Source organism: Vibrio sp. 1151_11, from assembly GCF_029478525.1.
Taxonomy (GTDB): domain Bacteria; phylum Pseudomonadota; class Gammaproteobacteria; order Enterobacterales; family Vibrionaceae; genus Vibrio; species Vibrio anguillarum.
The window spans coordinates 94,816-113,285 of record NZ_SHMN01000013.1; the positions used below are offsets into that span (position 1 = coordinate 94,816).

Sequence of the window (18,470 nt, forward strand, 5' to 3'; positions counted from 1 at the left end):
CCTCCTATACAAACCACTAGCAAGTGGCATAAATAAATTGAATATCACTAAGGAATGTTTTTCTCGCCATATTTTTCCGGCGAGAGACGGAAAGGATTCGAACCCGCCAACACAGGCAGGTTTAGATTGATAACAATTAAAGGACAAGTCGCATCGCTAAGTATGCCTTAGCACACGTGCGTCTAAATTGAACTGGAAGGATGTATCTATGGTAGATAGAGAGCAGGATTCACGAGGTCTATATACTCCTGAATTGGAGCATGACGCTTGTGGTATCGGTTTTGTTGCCCACCTGAAAAACCGTAAGTCTCACCAAGTTGTGACTCAAGCTTTAGACATGCTTGCTCGTATGGAACACCGTGGTGGCCAAGGCTGTGACCCATGTTCTGGTGATGGCGCAGGTATCTTATTACAAAAACCCCATGAGTTTTTACTTGAAGAGACCGTTAAACTTGGCTTAAAACTGCCTTCGTTTGAAAAGTACGGCGTCGGCGTGGTGCTGTTTCCAAGAGATGAGCACAAACGCGCCCAGTGTCGTGATATTTTAGAACGCAACGCCAAGAGACTCGATTTAGAAGTACTGGGTTATCGCGTTTTGCCAACCGATAACTCCATGATTGGCGCAGACCCACTTAGCACTGAGCCTCAATTTGAGCACGTTTTCATCTCCGGTGGCCCAAGTACCACCCCCGCAGAATTAGAGCGTAAATTGTACGTTCTGCGTAATTACACCGTTCGAGTCTGCTTAGAAAGTGTGTCCAACATTGGTGATGATTTTTACATCAACTCCATGTCTTACAAAACCTTGGTGTATAAAGGTCAGCTCACCACAGAGCAAGTACCACAGTACTTCCTTGATCTACAAAATCCGACCATGGTGACCGCGCTGGCGCTGGTGCATTCTCGTTTTTCGACCAATACATTCCCTAAATGGCGCTTAGCTCAGCCTTTCCGTTACATTGCGCACAACGGCGAAATCAACACAGTTCGCGGCAATTTAAACTGGATGAAAGCGCGCGAAGCGATCCTCGAATCAGATTTGTTTACACAAGCTGAAATCGACATGCTGCTGCCAATTTGCCAAGAAGGCAGTTCAGATTCCGCCAACTTCGATATGGCATTAGAGTTATTGGTTCTGTCTGGCCGCAGCCTGCCACACGCCCTGATGATGATGATCCCTGAAGCGTGGCAAGAAAATAAAAATATGGACCCAACCCGCCGCGCATTTTACCAATACCATGCTAACGTCATGGAACCGTGGGATGGCCCAGCATCAGTATGTTTTACTGATGGTGTACAAGTTGGCGCAACACTGGACCGTAACGGCCTGCGCCCATCACGTTATACCGTGACTAAAGATGATTTTCTGATCATGGCTTCAGAATCTGGCGTGGTTGAAATTGCACCAGAGAACGTGGAATACCGTGGCCGTTTACAGCCCGGACGTATCTTTGTCGCGGATTTAGAGCAAGGACGCATCATTTCTGATGAGGAAGTGAAAGACAGCATTGCCAATGCACAGCCCTACGCCAAATGGGTTGAAGAGAACCTCCTCAGCTTGAAAAAACTGCCTGAAGCGAGCAACCAGTACAGCCAACCTGCTCCTGAGCGTCTAATGTCCCGCCAACAGTCGTTTGGCGTCAGCTCAGAAGAGGTGAATGAAATCATTCTTCCTTTGGCAAAAACCGGTTATGAACCGCTTTCGGCCATGGGTGCAGACTGGCCTCTGGCAGTGCTTTCGCATCAATCACAGCATCTCTCCAACTACTTTAAGCAACTGTTTGCTCAAGTCACCAACCCACCGATCGACCCGATCCGTGAAAGAATGGTGATGTCGCTCAACACTTACCTCGGTAAAGATCAGAACTTACTGACAGAGACGCCCCTGCACTGCTTAAAAGTCGAATTGGAATCTCCTGTTCTTTCCAACTCTGAGCTTGAGAAACTGCGCGCTATTGATAACGAACATCTGCAAGCGAAAACCTTAGATATCGTATTTCAAGCCAGTGAAGATCAAGGCAAATTGGAACGCGCGCTGAAACGCATTTGCCAATATGCAGAAGATGCGGTTATCGATGGTTACTCGATTATTTTATTGACTGACCGCGCGGTAAACTCAAACCATGCGGCGATCCCTGCAATGCTCGCTGTCGGTGCGGTTCATCACCACCTGATCCGTAAAGGCTTACGAGCTAAATGTGACATAGTGGTAGAAACCGGCGACGCGCGTGAAACACACCACTTTGCGACATTGATTGGCTATGGCGCAAATGCGGTTAACCCGTATTTAGTCATTGAAACCATTATCGATTTACAACGAGTCAAAAAACTCGACCCGACCATTGCAGCAAAAGATCTGTTTGACAATTACCGCAAAGGCATCAACGGCGGGCTGCTGAAGATCTTCTCCAAAATGGGCATTTCCACACTGCAGTCTTACCACGGTGCGCAAATTTTTGAAGCGTTGGGCATCAGCAAATCAGTGGTAGATAAGTACTTTACTGGCACTGTATCGCGCATCCAAGGTTTGACCATTGATGACATCGCAAAAGAGGTGTTAGTTCGCCATCGCGTGGGCTACCCGACTCGCGAAGTTCCAGTGCAAGTGTTGGATGTGGGCGGCGTTTATCAGTGGAAACAGCGTGGCGAAAAACACCTGTTTAACCCAGAGACGATTTCGTTGCTGCAACAATCAACACGCAACAAAGATTATGTGCAGTTCAAGCAATACGCGAAAGCGGTAGATGACCAAGGCGACAACGCTGCCACGCTGCGTAGCCAGCTTGATTTTGTTAAAAATCCAGCCGGTTCGATTCCCATTGAGGCAGTGGAACCGATTGAACGTATTTTAAAACGCTTCGCAACCGGTGCCATGTCGTTTGGTTCAATCTCCTACGAAGCGCACTCAACGTTAGCCGTGGCGATGAACCGTATTGGCGCGAAATCCAACTCGGGTGAAGGCGGTGAAGATCCAGCACGCTTTGAACGCAAAGAAAATGGCGATTGGGAACGCTCTGCAATTAAACAGGTCGCTTCTGGTCGTTTTGGCGTGACCTCCTACTACCTCACCAATGCCGATGAACTACAGATCAAAATGGCTCAAGGCGCGAAACCAGGTGAAGGTGGGCAACTGCCGGGTGATAAAGTCGATGATTGGATCGGCGCGACACGCCACTCGACTCCGGGAGTCGGTCTTATTTCACCACCACCACATCACGATATCTATTCGATCGAAGATTTGGCGCAGCTGATCTTTGATTTGAAAAACGCGAACCGTACCGGCCGCGTCAACGTGAAATTAGTTTCCGAAGCCGGGGTTGGTACTATCGCCTCCGGTGTGGCTAAAGCCAAAGCGGATGTGGTGTTAATTGCTGGCTATGATGGCGGCACGGGTGCATCACCGATGTCTTCGATTCGTCACACAGGCTTACCTTGGGAGCTCGGCCTTGCTGAAACGCACCAAACCTTGCTTAAAAATGGCCTGCGTAATCGCATTGTCGTGCAAAGTGACGGTCAGATGAAAACACCACGTGACCTTGCAATGGCGACATTGTTAGGCGCGGAAGAGTGGGGAATTGCCACCGCTGCGCTAGTGGTTGAAGGGTGTATCATGATGCGTAAGTGTCATAAAAACACCTGCCCAGTAGGGATTGCGACACAAAACAAAACCTTGCGTGAGCGCTTTGATGGCCGCGTAGACGATGTCGTCACCTTCTTCCAATACATGGCGCAAGGCTTACGTGAAATCATGGCTGAACTGGGTTTCCGTACTATCGATGAAATGGTTGGCCAATCGCATAAACTGAAAGTGCGTGACAACATCAACCACTGGAAATACAAAAACCTCGATTTGTCACCAGTGTTGTACATTCAAGAGCCTCGTGCAGAAGATGGTGTTTATTGCCAAACCAAACAAAATCATCATCTAGAAAACGTGCTAGATCGTCAGCTAATTCAAGTAGCCAACCCCGCGCTTGAGAAAGGCGAAGCGGTTAACGCAGTCTTCCCTATAGTCAACACTGACCGTAGCACGGGTACTATGCTGTCGAACGAAATATCGAAGGTATACAAAGACCAAGGTCTACCTCAGCCAATGAAAGTTAAATTCAACGGCTCCGCAGGACAATCATTCGGTGCATTCCTTGCTAAAGGTGTAACGTTTGAAGTAGAAGGTGATGCCAACGATTATTGGGGCAAAGGTTTATCTGGCGGTACCTTAGTGCTCTACCCTGACACGCGCTCAACCATCATTGCGCAAGATAACATCGTGGTGGGTAACGTCTGTTTCTATGGCGCAACTTCTGGTGAATCCTATATTCGCGGCCTTGCTGGAGAACGTTTCTGCGTGCGTAACTCAGGAGCTAAAGTGGTCGTAGAAGGTATCGGCGATCACGGCTGTGAATACATGACAGGTGGCGTCGCAGTGATCCTCGGTTCGACAGGACGTAACTTTGCGGCTGGTATGAGCGGCGGTGTAGCCTACGTGTGGAATCGACATGGAGACTTCGAAACTAAGCTTAACGCTGAATTGGTTGATCTCGACCCACTGCAACAAGAAGATACCGATCTGCTACGTGAGATGCTCAACAAGCATGTTCAGTTCACAGGAAGTGAAGTGGCTCAGTTATTCCTTGATAATTTTGAAGCAAACCTCACCCAAATGGTGAAAGTGATGCCGCGTGACTACAAAGCGGTTCTTCAAAAACGCAAGGCTGCAGCTGCGCAAGTACAAACGGAAGAAGTGGAGGCCGTATAAATGGGTAAACCTACTGGATTTTTAGAACATGGCCGCGAGCTGCCAAAAAAGCTCGATCCAACGGTTCGCATTCAAAACAACCAAGAGTTTGTCCTCAACGAAGAGTTTGGTAGCAAAATTAATACTCAAGCTTCTCGTTGCATGGACTGCGGAGTACCGTTTTGCCATAACGGTTGCCCTATCGGTAACATTATTCCTGAATTTAACGATGCCGTTTATCGTGATAGTTGGGAAGAAGCTTGGAAGATCTTAAGCTCAACCAATAACTTCCCCGAGTTTACTGGTCGCGTGTGCCCTGCTCCTTGTGAAAGTTCGTGCGTACTCGGGATCAACCAAGATCCCATCACCATCTGTAATATCGAAAAAACCATCGTGGAAACGGCTTATCGCGAAGGCTATGCCAAAGCGAAAAAGCCGCGTTCTCGTACTGGAAAAACCATCGCCATCATTGGCTCTGGCCCAGCAGGCTTGGCCGCAGCTGAGCAGCTGAACAGCGCGGGTCACTCAGTTACTGTGTTTGAACGTGATGAAAAAGTCGGCGGCCTGCTGCGTTTTGGCATTCCGGATTTCAAACTGGGTATGGACGTTATTGATCGCAAAATCAATTTGATGGCAGAAGCGGGCGTCAAGTTTGAAGTAAACGCACATATCGGTGTTGATATTAACGCACAGCAACTGCGCCAAGAGTTTGATGTCATCTTGCTTACTGGTGGCTCTACCGTGCCTCGTAACCTGCCGATTCCGGGGCGCGAGTTAAAAGGGGTTCATTTTGCGATGGAGTTTCTGGCACAAAATAACCGCCGCGCGAATAACATGGATCTTAAAACTGATGAGATCCACGCTAAGGGCAAACATGTGGTAGTAATTGGTGGTGGTGATACTGGTTCTGACTGTGTTGGAACCTCAAACCGACACGGCGCCGCAAGCATAACGCAAGTTGAAATCATGCCGATCCCGGCCAATAAACGCCCAGCCAACATGCCTTGGCCGCAATATCCAATGATTTTGCGCACCTCAACCTCCCACGAAGAGGGCTGCGAACGTCATTGGAATATTCTAACCAAAGAGTTCCTCGGCAACGAGCAAGGTCAAGTCACGGGGCTACGTGTTGCTGATATCGTTTGGCAAGATGCAAAACCGGGTGAGCGCCCGAACTTTGATGAAGTCGCGGGCAGTGAACGTATTATTGCGTGTGATATGGCTTTCCTTGCTATGGGCTTTTTACATCCAGAACCACATGGTGTACTTGCTCAGCTTGATATCAAGTTAGATGAGCGTGGTAATGTGGCAACACAAGGTTTTGCGACCAACCAAAAAGGTGTTTTCGCTGCCGGTGATATGCGCACAGGACAATCGTTAGTCGTACGTTGTATCAATGAAGGGCGCGAGTGCGCACGCGAGATCGACGCTTACTTGATGGGCAACACCAACTTAGAAGCGAAAGCCGACTCATTGATGCTTTCAGCCTAGTGCCTCGCGCTCTTTTCGCTGGTTCAAGGTGATCCAGAGCGCTAAGCAGCGATGATTCCTTCCAACGTTCTACTTTTTGGCCAGCATTTAATGCTGGCCTTTTTTATGGCTAATTCTTATTCCATGAGATTACCCACGTTAACAAACTGTAACAACAAAAATTCTATCTCATTGAATATATTATATTAATCTAGATGATTAGGTGGTAAATCCCATTGCAACATGATTTTTCACCAACAACTTGACCTTTTGCACCATAAGCTATAGGTTGTGAAGTCAGTGAAAATTAAAATAATCATTTTTGTTAAAATTTAAATTGAGAATGAACGCATAATTACCCACTTAAAACAACAAAAACAGAATAGTTAGTCATTTACTGTCTGGATGACAGAGAAGCAAAGGGAGAATTGCAATGGCTCTATATGATCCAAGTTTAGAGAAAGACAACTGTGGATTTGGTTTGATCGCCCACATGGAAGGCCAAACCAGCCATAAATTAGTCAGAACCGCGATTTCAGCATTAGATCGCATGACCCACCGTGGCGGCATCGCAGCCGATGGTAAAACCGGTGATGGCTGTGGTCTATTACTACAAAAACCAGATAGTTACCTACGACTCATCGCTGAAGAAAAAGGTTGGAAGCTCGCCAAACAGTATGCGATTGGTATGATTTTCTTCAGCCAAGATCCGGTCAAAGCGCAATCAGCGCGCGATATTATCAACAAAGAACTGGCGCAAGAAACACTCACAGTGACAGGTTGGCGAACCGTACCAACGAACCAAGCTGTACTTGGCCCTATTGCTGCCGAATCCGTGCCTGATATTCAACAAGTCTTTATTAGTGCTCCAGCGGGTTGGCGTGAACGAGACATTGAACGACGCCTTTACATTGCTCGCCGTCGCATTGAAAAACAGATCACCGAAGATCGTGATTTCTATATTTGCTCACTATCGACTCAAGTCATTGTTTACAAAGGCTTGTGCATGCCTGCTGACTTACCGCGCTTTTATCTTGACCTAGCTGATCTACGGATGGAATCAGCCATTTGCTTGTTCCACCAGCGCTTTTCAACCAATACTCAGCCACGTTGGCCACTGGCACAGCCGTTCCGCTACTTAGCGCACAATGGTGAAATCAATACTATCGAAGGGAACCGTCAATGGGCGCGAGCACGGGCTTACAAATTTGCCTCTCCCCTACTACCGGATCTGCAAACCGCCGCGCCATTTGTCAATGAAACTGGTTCCGATTCATCAAGCTTAGACAACATGCTCGATCTGTTTTTAGCGGGGGGAATGGATATTTTCCGTGCCATGCGTATGTTAGTGCCGCCGGCGTGGCAAAATCACCCTGATATGGACCCAGACCTTCGTGCCTTTTACGACTTTAACTCAAAACACATGGAGCCATGGGATGGCCCAGCAGGCATTGTGTTATCGGATGGCCGTTATGCTGCTTGTAACCTTGATCGCAATGGCCTTCGCCCTGCGCGTTATGTGATCACCAAAGATAAACTCATCACCCTCGCCTCTGAAGTCGGAATTTGGGATTACGCGCCCGATGAAGTGGCTGAAAAAGGCCGCGTTGGGCCCGGTGAACTGCTGGTGATCGACACCCGCCATGGGAAATTGTGGCAATCTAGTGAAATTGATAACGATCTCAAAAGCCGCCACCCTTATGGCGAGTGGATGAAAAATAACGTCCACCGATTAACGCCATTTTCTGAACTCAGTGACGACTTGGTGGGCGAGCGCAGCTTTGACAATGACGAGCTAAAAACCTATCAAAAACAGTTTGCAATGAGCAACGAAGAGATTGATCAAGTACTGCGCGTACTGGGAGATGTAGGCCAAGAAGCGGTGGGATCAATGGGTGATGATACGCCGATGGCGGTGCTCTCTTCGAAAGAGCGCTTGGTTACCGATTATTTCCGCCAAAAATTTGCCCAAGTTACGAACCCGCCTATCGATCCACTACGTGAAAAGCACGTGATGTCACTGGCCACCAGCATCGGCCAAGAGATGAACGTGTTCTGTGAAACCGATGGTCACGCTTATCGTGTTACCTTTGATTCACCTATCTTGCTCTATTCCGACATGCAACAGCTATTGGAGCTCAGCGACAAACACTATCGCAATACCATTTTAGACATCAATTACGATCCACAGCATAAGGATCTCAAGCAAGCTTTGCTCGAACTTTGCCAACAAGCAGAGGAGGCTGTACGCCAAGGATCGGTATTGATCGTATTGTCTGACCGCGCTTTGCATAAGGATAAACTGCCGATCCCAGCGGCAATGGCCGTGGGCGCAGTACACACTCGCTTAGTCGAAGCCAACTTACGCTGCGATGCAAACATCATTATCGAAACCGCCACCGCACGTGACCCTCATCAATTTGCGGTCTTAATCGGCTTTGGCGCAACCGCCGTCTACCCTTACTTGGCCTACGAAACGCTCGGCAAAATGATTGATGATGGCACGTTGGAAAAAAGCTATCGCGAGGTGATGCAAAATTACCGGTACGGTATCGACAAAGGTTTATTGAAAATCATGTCGAAAATGGGCATTTCAACCGTTGCCTCTTATCGCTGCTCGCAGCTGTTTGAAGCGGTTGGCCTACATAGCGACGTAGTTCAGTTGTGTTTTAAAGGCGTCACCACGCGCATTCAAGGTGCTAACTTCGAAGACTTCCAACAAGATCTATTTAATTTAGCGCGCAAAGCGTGGACCAAACGTAAAACGCTCGAACAAGGTGGCTTATTAAAATACGTGCATGGTGGTGAATACCATGCCTATAACCCAGATGTGGTTGGTACCTTACAAGCCGCAGTTAAATCAGGTGAAAGCGCCGATTACCAAAGCTTTGCCCAGCAGGTCAACGCACGCCCCGTCGCGATGCTACGCGATTTACTGCGCTTAAAAAAATCAGCGACACCGCTAGCACTGGAAAAAATCGAACCCAGTACGGAGCTATTTAAACGTTTTGATTCTGCGGCGATGTCGATTGGCGCCTTAAGCCCAGAAGCTCATGAAGCGTTAGCGACCGCAATGAACCGCTTAGGCGGCTACTCCAACTCTGGTGAAGGTGGAGAAGATCCACGCCGTTTTGGCACTGAACGTAACTCCCGTATTAAGCAGGTCGCATCAGGGCGTTTTGGCGTGACTCCGCATTACCTCACCAATGCTGACGTACTGCAAATTAAAGTGGCGCAAGGAGCGAAGCCGGGTGAAGGTGGCCAACTTCCCGGCCATAAAGTGACCGCAGAAATTGCCAAGTTGCGCTATTCAGTGCAAGGCGTGACCTTAATTTCGCCACCGCCACACCATGATATTTATTCGATTGAAGATTTAGCCCAGCTGATTTTCGATCTCAAACAAGTTAACCCAAAAGCTTTGGTTTCGGTCAAATTGGTTTCAGAGCCGGGCGTTGGTACCATTGCCACTGGCGTTGCCAAAGCCTACGCCGACCTTATCACTATTTCCGGTTATGACGGCGGTACAGCGGCTAGCCCACTCACCTCGGTAAAATACGCTGGTAGCCCTTGGGAACTCGGCCTTGCTGAAACCCAACAAGCGTTAGTCGCAAACGGCCTGCGCCACAAAATTCGACTTCAAGTTGACGGTGGTCTAAAAACAGGACTGGACGTGATTAAAGGCGCGATTTTAGGTGCCGAAAGCTTCGGTTTTGGCACAGCTCCTATGGTCGCGATGGGCTGTAAATTCTTACGGATTTGCCACCTTAATAACTGTGCGACAGGCGTAGCAACGCAAGATGAAACGCTGCGTAAAGAGTATTTCAAAGGCTTACCTGAGATGGTGATGAACTATTTCATCGGTCTTGCCGACGAAGTCCGTGGTTACTTGGCGCAGTTGGGCGTTGAAAAGCTCACCGATCTGATTGGCCGCACCGATTTACTAGAAGTACTTGAAGGGATGACCGCTAAGCAAAGCAAATTGGACTTATCCGGTTTATTGGAAGCGCCAGTATCCGCTCAGGGTCATCCGCTTTACTGGACTCAACCCAATACACCGTTTGATAAAGGACAACTTAACCAACAATTTGTCGATGACGCTTTAGCGGCAGTTGAAGCACAACAATCGATCAGCTTGTATTATAACGTACAGAATACTGACCGCTCGCTCGGTGCTCGCCTATCTGGTGAAATCGCCAAACGTTATGGTAACCAAGGCGTAGCCGCCTCGCCGATTAAAATTTATCTCGATGGCACAGCAGGTCAGTCATTTGGTGTATGGAACGCGGGTGGTGTTGAGCTTTACCTTACTGGTGATGCCAATGACTATGTTGGTAAAGGGATGGCAGGCGGAAAGCTGGTCATCAAACCCCACCTTGGTACCGCTTTTAACTGCAACGACGCTACGATCATCGGCAACACCTGTTTATATGGCGCAACGGGCGGCAAGCTGTTTGCGGCTGGCAAAGCGGGAGAGCGTTTTGGTGTGCGTAACTCTGGCACTATCACAGTTATCGAAGGCGCTGGTGATAACGCTTGCGAATACATGACCGGCGGAATCGTCGCCATTTTGGGTGCAACAGGCGTTAACTTTGGCGCGGGTATGACGGGCGGCTTTGCTTACGTGATGGATGAAAACGGTGATTTCCAAGGTCGAGTCAACAGTGAATCAGTAGAGGCTATTTCATTGCAAGATCTCTACATTCACCAAGAACATTTACGTGGTTTAATTGCCGAGCATTTGGAAGAGACGGGGTCGGTGCATGCTGAACAGATCTTAGCGAACTTTGATGAATGGATTCCAAAGTTCTATCTCATCAAACCCCAAGCGGCGGATCTGCAAACCCTACTCGGCCATCAAAGCCGCAGTGCCGCCGAACTTCGCGTTCAAGCGCAATAATTGGAAGGAGCCAGATTAATGAGCCAGAACGTATACCAATTTATTGATGTGAATCGAGTTGATCCGGCAAAAAAGCCGCTCACTATTCGCAAAATCGAGTTCGTCGAAATTTACGAACCCTTTACTAAACAGCAAGCGACCGCTCAAGCGGATCGCTGCTTAGATTGCGGCAACCCTTACTGCGAATGGAAATGCCCAGTACACAACTACATTCCGCAATGGCTAAAACTGGCCAACGAAGGGCGCATTATTGAAGCCGCTGAACTATCGCACCAAACCAACAGCTTGCCCGAAGTCTGTGGGCGAGTCTGCCCACAAGATCGCCTCTGTGAAGGTTCTTGTACCCTAAACAATGACTTTGGTGCGGTCACCATAGGTAACATCGAAAAATACATTAACGACAAAGCGTTTGAGATGGGCTGGAAACCAGACATGTCACACGTGGAGTGGACGGATAAGAAAGTAGCGATCATTGGTGCAGGCCCAGCAGGCCTAGCCGCAGCCGATATTTTAGTGCGCAACGGGGTGAAGCCTGTGGTGTTTGATCGCTATCCTGAAATTGGTGGTTTGCTAACCTTTGGTATTCCCTCTTTCAAACTTGAAAAAGGCGTAATGGAAAACCGCCGCCGCATTTTCAGTGAGATGGGCGTCGAATTTCAGCTCAACATCGAAGTAGGTAAAGACATCACACTGCAAACGCTGCTTAATGAATATGATGCGGTTTTTCTCGGTGTAGGGACTTACCAAAACATGCGCGCAGGGCTAGAAAATGAAGAGGCAAACGGTGTTTACGATGCTCTACCCTTCTTAGTATCAAATACTTATAAAGTGATGGGTTTGGAATCGCCCCAACCATTTATTGATATGGCGGGCAAAAAAGTCGTGGTACTTGGAGGCGGAGACACTGCGATGGATTGCGTGCGTACTTCCATTCGCCAACATGCCGCCAAAGTGATTTGTGCCTACCGACGCGATGAAGAGAACATGCCGGGTTCACGCCGAGAAGTGAAAAATGCCAAAGAAGAAGGCGTAGAATTTATGTTCAACCTGCAACCGCTCGCCATTGAGGTCAATGAACAAGGCCAAGTGAGTGGCGTTAAAGTGGTGCAAACCGCTTTAGGGGAGCCTGACACTGCTGGGCGTCGCAAGCCCGAGCCCGTTGCGGGTAGCGAACATGTGTTGGCAGCCGACGCCGTCATTATGGCGTTTGGTTTTCAGCCACATGCCATGCCATGGCTTGAGCCATTCGGCGTTGAACTTGATCAATGGGGACGCATTAAGGCCGCGTCGCAGCAATCGTTCCAGTACCAAACCAGTAATGAAAAAATTTTTGCTGGTGGGGATGCCGTGCGCGGCTCCGATCTGGTCGTCACGGCCATTGACGAAGGGCGCAAAGCCGCAGAAGGAATACTTGACTACTTAGGCCTTTAAGCCTTAACTGCTTAATATCCTTGAAGGATTCATGGTAACGTGAATCCTTTTTTCTTAGGCCATTTTCCTTCAACCATCGACACTGCAGCTTGCTTGTATTTTGGCGATTGGTAATGAGGATTCATTTGATAAGGACTATCATGCGCGTAGTACTAAGTTTACTGATGTTTGCCACACTAACCGCTTGCAGCCAAGGAGTGACAACTATGACCGATCGCACTGCGACCCCTTGCGGAAATAAACCGAATTGCGTTTCGACTCAAGATGAGCGTAACGCGTTCTCGCTCTCTCCCTTTATCCTCAAAACAGGCGTCTCTTTAGATAAAATCGAAGCGGTAGCGCTTTCTATTCCTCGCTCTAAAACGGCGGTGAAAGAGGACAATTATCTCCGCATTGAATGCACCAGTCGTATTTGGCGATTTGTGGATGATCTTGAACTTAAGATAGAGAACGGACGTTTAATCGTACGATCTGAATCGCGCATTGGTTATTCAGATATGGGCGTCAATCGTAAGCGAGCAGAAACACTGCGAGAAAACCTCACCAAAGCAGGCTTGATTGAATAGTTGCTCAATATCGCACTGGCGGAAAGTTTCGTGCTAAACTTCGGCCAATTTTGCTATACCCAAACAACTTGGAGTTGCAGGTAGGCGGCAAGTGAGTGAGTCCCCATGAGCATAGGCAAACTATGTGATTGGGGTGAACGAACGTAGCCAACACCACTGCGGCTTCAAGTAGGAAGGGGATATTCACCAGATATTTACTATTAACCGAATATTTACTACTAACCGAATATTTACTACTAACCGAATAAGAGAAACCTCATGAAAATCGGCATTATTGGCGCGATGGAGCAAGAAGTCGCGATATTAAAAGACGCAATCGACAATGTTCAAGAAGTCAGCAAAGCGGGCTGCACCTATTTTTCAGGTCAAATCCATGGGGTGGATGTGGTGGTGCTACAATCTGGCATTGGTAAAGTCGCCGCAGCCATTGGCACCACTCTTTTACTTAATGAATACCAACCAGATGTAGTGATTAACACCGGTTCTGCAGGTGGTTTTGATTCAAGCTTAACCATGGGTGATGTAGTCATTTCAAGCGAAGTTCGTCACCATGATGCCGATGTAACAGCATTTGGCTATGAAATGGGGCAAATGGCAGGTCAACCAGCCGCTTTCAAAGCGGATGATGCTTTGATCCGCGTTGCAGAACAAGCACTAACACACATCAAAGATAAGCACGCGGTACGCGGCCTGATTTGTACCGGGGATGCTTTCGTTTGTACCGCTGAGCGTCAAAGCTTTATTCGCCAACACTTCCCAACCGTGATTGCCGTTGAGATGGAAGCTTCAGCAATTGCACAAACTTGCCACCAATTCAAAGTGCCTTTTGTGGTCGTTCGCGCCATTTCAGATGTAGCCGATAAAGCGTCGCCGATGTCCTTTGATGAATTTTTACCGCTTGCCGCACAAAGCTCATCAGAAATGGTGATTAAGATGGTCGAACTGCTTAAGTAAGCAGTGACAGACTCAACATGGACGAGTTAATCACCTACTTGTATGCCAACGGTACGCTCCTCGTTATGTGGGGAGCGGTTGCCTTTCATCTTATTTTACCCATCCCGCGTAACGCTCATCCCGTCACTTTGTGGCGAAAATTTGCGGAAATATTAGCGGATAAAGTCAATACCAGTAGCAGTTATTCACAAAGCCTACTTTCCGGCACACTGGCTTGGCTATTGATGTGCCTACCCGCATGGGTCACCTTAGTCGCGTTAAAACCTTTGGTATGGCAACCTCAACTATTTGATTTAGCGCTACTATTACTCGCATTTGATTGGCGTAGCCAAGAATTATTAGCCAATCAGCTTATCGGCGCACTCAGCAAAGAAGACAAAAAATACGCTCGCAGCGTGCTTGCCCCTTTTGTGAATCGTGAAACCGATAGCTTGTCAGCGCTGGGGTTAGGTAAGGCGGGGGCTGAAACCGTCATTGTTGGCTATGGGCGCAACGTGATTGCAGTGCTATTTTGGTACGCCTGTCTTGGAGGTATTGGCGCGTTGATGTACCGTCTCATCGCGGAACTCGCCAGAGCTTGGGCGCCTTCGCGAGCGGCGTTTCATCCTTTTGGTATTCCATCGGTACGCTTGCTGGCTGTGCTTGACTTTGTGCCACTGCGCCTATTTAGCCTATTGATTATCATTGGTCGCAACGCATCAAACACCTTCTCAGCCATGTTACAACAAAGCCGCTTATGGCCACTCCCGGGGCCTGCATGGCTGTTAACCGCCGTCGGTAATAAACTATCACTGGCCTTAGGTGGCCCAGCTATCTACGGTGATAAAAAAGCCCTGCGCGTAAAAATAGGCGGACGTATCGCCCCATCAGCCTTCCACCTTGCGCAAATCCAAAAACTGTTAGCTTGGCGTATTTTCGCGTGGATAGCATTAGAGAGCGTGATACTGCTGCTCGTCCATCAAGGATTTTAGATGCGTTTACTGTTTCTCAATGTTGTCGTCACGCTGTGCGTGGCTTTTCCAGTTCAAGCGCAAGTTAAACGCATCATTAGCTTAGCCCCTCATGCCACGGAATTGGCCTTTTCGGCTGGCCTTGGTGATAAATTGGTGGCCGTCAGCGAGTACAGTGACTACCCAGCACAAGCACTCAAACTCGAAAAAGTGGCCAATTACCAAGGGTTGAATATAGAGCGCATTCTTACCCTAAAACCGGATTTAGTGATTGCTTGGCCTGCGGGCAATCCGGCGAAGGAGCTCGATAAATTAGAGCAGTTAGGGCTGAGGATTTATACGACAAAAACTCAAAAACTCGATGACATTGCCAATAATATTGAAGCACTTAGCCAATTTGCCGATGATCCGAGTATCGGCCAGCAAGCGGCGCGTGATTTTCGTCAATCACTCATCACTCTGAAACAGAGTTATGGCAGCCAAAGTAAAGTTCGTTATTTCTATCAACTCAGTGAAAAACCGATCATCACACTGGCCAAAGGCAGTTGGCCCAGTGAAGTCTTTGAATTTTGTGGCGGCGAAAATATTTTTGCCAACAGCGCATCCCCCTACCCTCAAGTTGGGATTGAGCAAGTGCTGCTGGCTAAACCTGATGTAATTTTCACCTCTGAACATGCGATAAAAAATGGCACGATGTGGCAAAAGTGGCAACAGCAACTACCCGCTGTACAAAACGGGTTTGTGTGGGCACTGACCTCAGATTGGTTAAATCGACCAACGCCCAGAACACTGCAAGCGATAGAAGAAGTGTGTGAGTACTTTTCCGTCGTTCGCCAAAAACGCTAACGCTTGCGTAATAAAATCTCGTACAATTCCTGCCCGAATTTTGTTCCATTAACGACTAAAGAGAACCCAGTAACATGGACTCCATGCTGCTCTATCTTATTGACTTATTTGGTACGGCTATCTTTGCCATTTCTGGCGTATTATTAGCTGGTCGATTAAAAATGGACCCGTTTGGCGTGGTCGTGCTTGCGAGCGTTACTGCAATTGGCGGTGGAACAATTCGTGATATGGCATTGGGTGCGACGCCAGTTTTCTGGATAAAAGACACCACTTATCTTTGGGTCATTTTCATCACTTGTTTACTCACCATGCTGCTGGTTCGCAGGCCTAAACGCGTTGCTTGGTGGATATTACCCGTTTGTGATGCAATCGGTTTAGCGGTGTTTGTTGGCATTGGTGTTGAAAAGGCGATGAACTATCAAGACTCGGCCATGGTTGCGGTAATCATGGGCGTTATCACGGGCTGTGGCGGCGGTATTATTCGTGATGTACTGGCCCGTGAGATTCCAATGGTGCTACGCAGCGAAGTCTATGCTACAGCTTGTATCATCGGCGGTCTGTTTCATACCACAGCACTAGCGATGGGCTACGATAGCTCAAGCGCCTTTCTGGCCGGAGTCGCCTCAACCTTAATCATTCGACTTGGCGCGATCCGCTGGCACTTATCACTGCCCACTTTTGCACTGAATAAATAAAGCCGATCTCATCAAAACCACAAACAGTAACATGTACAGACGCTATGGGTTATGGTCACTTTGCGATAAGATGAGCCAATCTATTCCTCATCGTCATTAATTATGTTGCTAGAAGGTATCGAAACTTTGCTGGTACTGAGCAAAGAAAAAACCATGGGGCGTACGGGCAGCCTACTCTACATTAGCCAGTCCGCCGTTAGTAAGCGGATTGCTAATTTAGAAAAAAGAGTCGGTAAAAAGCTGATTGAGCCTGATGGCCGACAGATTAAATTAACCACAGATGCACAGGCCTTGGTTGAAACTATTGGCCCAAGCTTTAGTGAGTTATGCGGTTTAATTTTCGATCAGCAATCTTTTACGGATGCCACACTGATCAGGATAGACTGCTCAGAAACGTTAGTCGCTGGCTATATTAATACCACCATGGGGCAGTACCTCAAGCACGATAAGTTCATCACCATCACCACGAACCATACGCCGAGGATTGTTCAGCACGTTCAATCAGGCAAAGCGACATTAGGATTTTGCGCAGGCTACTTACCCGCTAATCATGGGCTAATGACGTTTCATCTGGTAGATGAACCCTTTTACATTGTCAGCCAAACACCCTTATCTTCGTTACCTAAACAGCTCGTTACCAATGATTTGTCCAACCCAGCGAACGCCTATCAAGTCGATATATTGGCGAAACTCGCCATCACGCCACAGATGGAAATGGACTCGTATACGGCCGCAGCACAATTGGCATTAGGAGGCATGACGCCTGCTTTAGTACCACTTTCAGTGATTAAAGCGTTGAACATTGAACCTCGCTATTACTTTGATTTTGATGAACTGCAACCTTTGGTTCGGCCTGTTCATCTCTGTCTGCGCAGCAATAGTTATCGCTCGCCAAGGGTCAAAAGATTGATAACAACCATTGCTGATGCTGTTGCCAAAGAAGTTTTATTGCCATTAACATCGACATCACAATAACTAATGGGCGGATCCATTTCTGCCCTTTAGTCACCACTATCTTTGCGCCCATTCTCGCCCCTAAAAAACCACCGACGGCCATCACCAGCCCTATCTTCCAAATCGGCAAGCCAGCAATAACAAAAAAAAGCAGCGCAGCAATGTTTGAAGTGAAGTTGAGAACCTTGGTTCTTGCAGTCCCTTCAATCAACGAAAAATGACCTAACACGACAAAACAGACCGTAAAAATAGACCCGGTGCCCGGACCGAAAAAACCATCATAAAAACCGATACCAAAACCGACCGTAAAAGCAAAAGCCGTTTCAGACAATGGAGCAGGCCCATTGTGGGTTTTCGTCGCGGGTGCAAGTAGAAAATAGAGCGAAATACCGATCAGCAACAGCGGGATTAAGCTGGTCAACAAACTGGCATCCATATGCTGCACAAGTTCAGCCCCACACGCAGCGCCGATAAAAGTACAAGCTATCGCCAACTTCATCTCTTTTAGGTTCACAATGCCATTGCGTACAAAATACCAAGTGGCGGAGAAACTGCCAAATGAGCTTTGCAGCTTATTGGTAGCCAGCGCTTGAGTCGGTGGCACGCCTACTGCCAGCAAAGCCGGCAAAGTAAGCAAACCGCCACCGCCAGCCATCGCATCAATGAACCCTGCAATCCCTGCAACCAAAAACAACAGGCCTAATACTTCCAGTGAAAGTTCCATTTCTTATCAACGCATTGAACAATAAAAACCAACAATAGCACCACTTAAAAGGTGAAAACAGCGAAAGCCAAGACAACAACCCATTCCCATTTTTCATCAATTAAAAAGCTATCCTCTAGGCCTAATGCCGATCAGTTAAGGCCAAAGTGATCGGTTGAACGATCCTTCAGAGCTGTCAAAATCCAAGTGTATTTAATGCACTTGGATTTTTTTATGGATGTTTCTCAAGCTCTAAACATAATTAATGA

11 protein-coding genes are annotated in these 18,470 nt (G+C 47.9%); 10 read left to right on the plus strand and 1 reads right to left on the minus strand.

Translation table 11 applies throughout. The features are described 5' to 3' along the window. Window positions 1–208 precede the first annotated feature (208 nt). The 10 genes from gltB (EXZ60_RS11275) (at window position 209) to EXZ60_RS11320 (ending at window position 17,519) form a co-directional block, all read left to right on the plus strand. Window positions 209–4,756 (plus strand): glutamate synthase large subunit, encoded by a 4,548-nt coding sequence (gene gltB, locus EXZ60_RS11275; protein WP_115339269.1) that lies wholly within the window; start codon window positions 209–211, stop codon window positions 4,754–4,756. Next, window positions 4,757–6,226: a glutamate synthase subunit beta gene (locus tag EXZ60_RS11280; RefSeq protein WP_013856103.1), complete on the plus strand. Its 1,470-nt coding sequence runs from the start codon at window positions 4,757–4,759 to the stop codon at window positions 6,224–6,226. Between the two features lie 412 nt (window positions 6,227–6,638). Next, window positions 6,639–11,102 carry a glutamate synthase large subunit gene (gene gltB, locus EXZ60_RS11285; protein WP_094148031.1) on the plus strand — a complete coding sequence of 1,488 codons (4,464 nt, stop codon included), beginning with the start codon at window positions 6,639–6,641 and terminating at the stop codon, window positions 11,100–11,102. 18 nt (window positions 11,103–11,120) lie between these two features. Next, window positions 11,121–12,533, plus strand: a complete 1,413-nt coding sequence (locus tag EXZ60_RS11290) for an FAD-dependent oxidoreductase (protein ID WP_026029144.1) — start codon at window positions 11,121–11,123, stop codon at window positions 12,531–12,533. Window positions 12,534–12,673: 140 nt separating this feature from the next. Further along, on the plus strand, window positions 12,674–13,099 hold the full coding sequence (locus EXZ60_RS11295) for a DUF1499 domain-containing protein (RefSeq protein ID WP_081244961.1): 426 nt from the start codon (window positions 12,674–12,676) through the stop codon (window positions 13,097–13,099). Window positions 13,100–13,357: 258 nt separating this feature from the next. Further along, window positions 13,358–14,053 (plus strand): 5'-methylthioadenosine/S-adenosylhomocysteine nucleosidase, encoded by a 696-nt coding sequence (mtnN, locus tag EXZ60_RS11300; RefSeq protein WP_277435721.1) that lies wholly within the window; start codon window positions 13,358–13,360, stop codon window positions 14,051–14,053. A gap of 17 nt (window positions 14,054–14,070) precedes the next feature. Further along, window positions 14,071–15,024, plus strand: coding sequence for a cobalamin biosynthesis family protein (locus EXZ60_RS11305; RefSeq protein ID WP_017050448.1), 954 nt, complete (start codon window positions 14,071–14,073; stop codon window positions 15,022–15,024). After that, on the plus strand, window positions 15,025–15,849 hold the full coding sequence (gene btuF, locus EXZ60_RS11310; protein ID WP_088729140.1) for a vitamin B12 ABC transporter substrate-binding protein BtuF: 825 nt from the start codon (window positions 15,025–15,027) through the stop codon (window positions 15,847–15,849). A 74-nt stretch (window positions 15,850–15,923) separates the two neighbouring features. Next, on the plus strand, window positions 15,924–16,544 hold the full coding sequence (locus tag EXZ60_RS11315; RefSeq protein ID WP_013856095.1) for a TRIC cation channel family protein: 621 nt from the start codon (window positions 15,924–15,926) through the stop codon (window positions 16,542–16,544). A 102-nt stretch (window positions 16,545–16,646) separates the two neighbouring features. After that, a complete protein-coding gene (locus EXZ60_RS11320; RefSeq protein WP_277435722.1) occupies window positions 16,647–17,519 on the plus strand; it encodes a LysR family transcriptional regulator in 873 nt (290 codons plus the stop codon). Here the strand turns inward: EXZ60_RS11320 and EXZ60_RS11325 are convergent. Then, complete coding sequence (locus tag EXZ60_RS11325) at window positions 17,443–18,222, minus strand: TSUP family transporter (protein WP_277435723.1); 780 nt, start codon at window positions 18,220–18,222, stop codon at window positions 17,443–17,445. The genes EXZ60_RS11320 and EXZ60_RS11325 overlap by 77 nt on opposite strands. Between the last annotated feature and the right edge of the window lie 248 nt (window positions 18,223–18,470).

What these genes read in the sequence shown, in the direction of transcription:
- EXZ60_RS11315 (WP_013856095.1), top strand. Translation starts at nt 15,924, where the DNA reads ATGGACTCCATGCTGCTCTATCTTATTGACTTATTTGGTACGGCTATC.
- gltB (WP_115339269.1), top strand. Translation starts at nt 209, where the DNA reads ATGGTAGATAGAGAGCAGGATTCACGAGGTCTATATACTCCTGAATTG.
- EXZ60_RS11325 (WP_277435723.1), bottom strand. Translation starts at nt 18,222, where the DNA reads ATGGAACTTTCACTGGAAGTATTAGGCCTGTTGTTTTTGGTTGCAGGG.
- EXZ60_RS11295 (WP_081244961.1), top strand. Translation starts at nt 12,674, where the DNA reads ATGCGCGTAGTACTAAGTTTACTGATGTTTGCCACACTAACCGCTTGC.
- EXZ60_RS11280 (WP_013856103.1), top strand. Translation starts at nt 4,757, where the DNA reads ATGGGTAAACCTACTGGATTTTTAGAACATGGCCGCGAGCTGCCAAAA.
- EXZ60_RS11290 (WP_026029144.1), top strand. Translation starts at nt 11,121, where the DNA reads ATGAGCCAGAACGTATACCAATTTATTGATGTGAATCGAGTTGATCCG.
- EXZ60_RS11305 (WP_017050448.1), top strand. Translation starts at nt 14,071, where the DNA reads ATGGACGAGTTAATCACCTACTTGTATGCCAACGGTACGCTCCTCGTT.
- EXZ60_RS11320 (WP_277435722.1), top strand. Translation starts at nt 16,647, where the DNA reads ATGTTGCTAGAAGGTATCGAAACTTTGCTGGTACTGAGCAAAGAAAAA.
- mtnN (WP_277435721.1), top strand. Translation starts at nt 13,358, where the DNA reads ATGAAAATCGGCATTATTGGCGCGATGGAGCAAGAAGTCGCGATATTA.
- gltB (WP_094148031.1), top strand. Translation starts at nt 6,639, where the DNA reads ATGGCTCTATATGATCCAAGTTTAGAGAAAGACAACTGTGGATTTGGT.
- btuF (WP_088729140.1), top strand. Translation starts at nt 15,025, where the DNA reads ATGCGTTTACTGTTTCTCAATGTTGTCGTCACGCTGTGCGTGGCTTTT.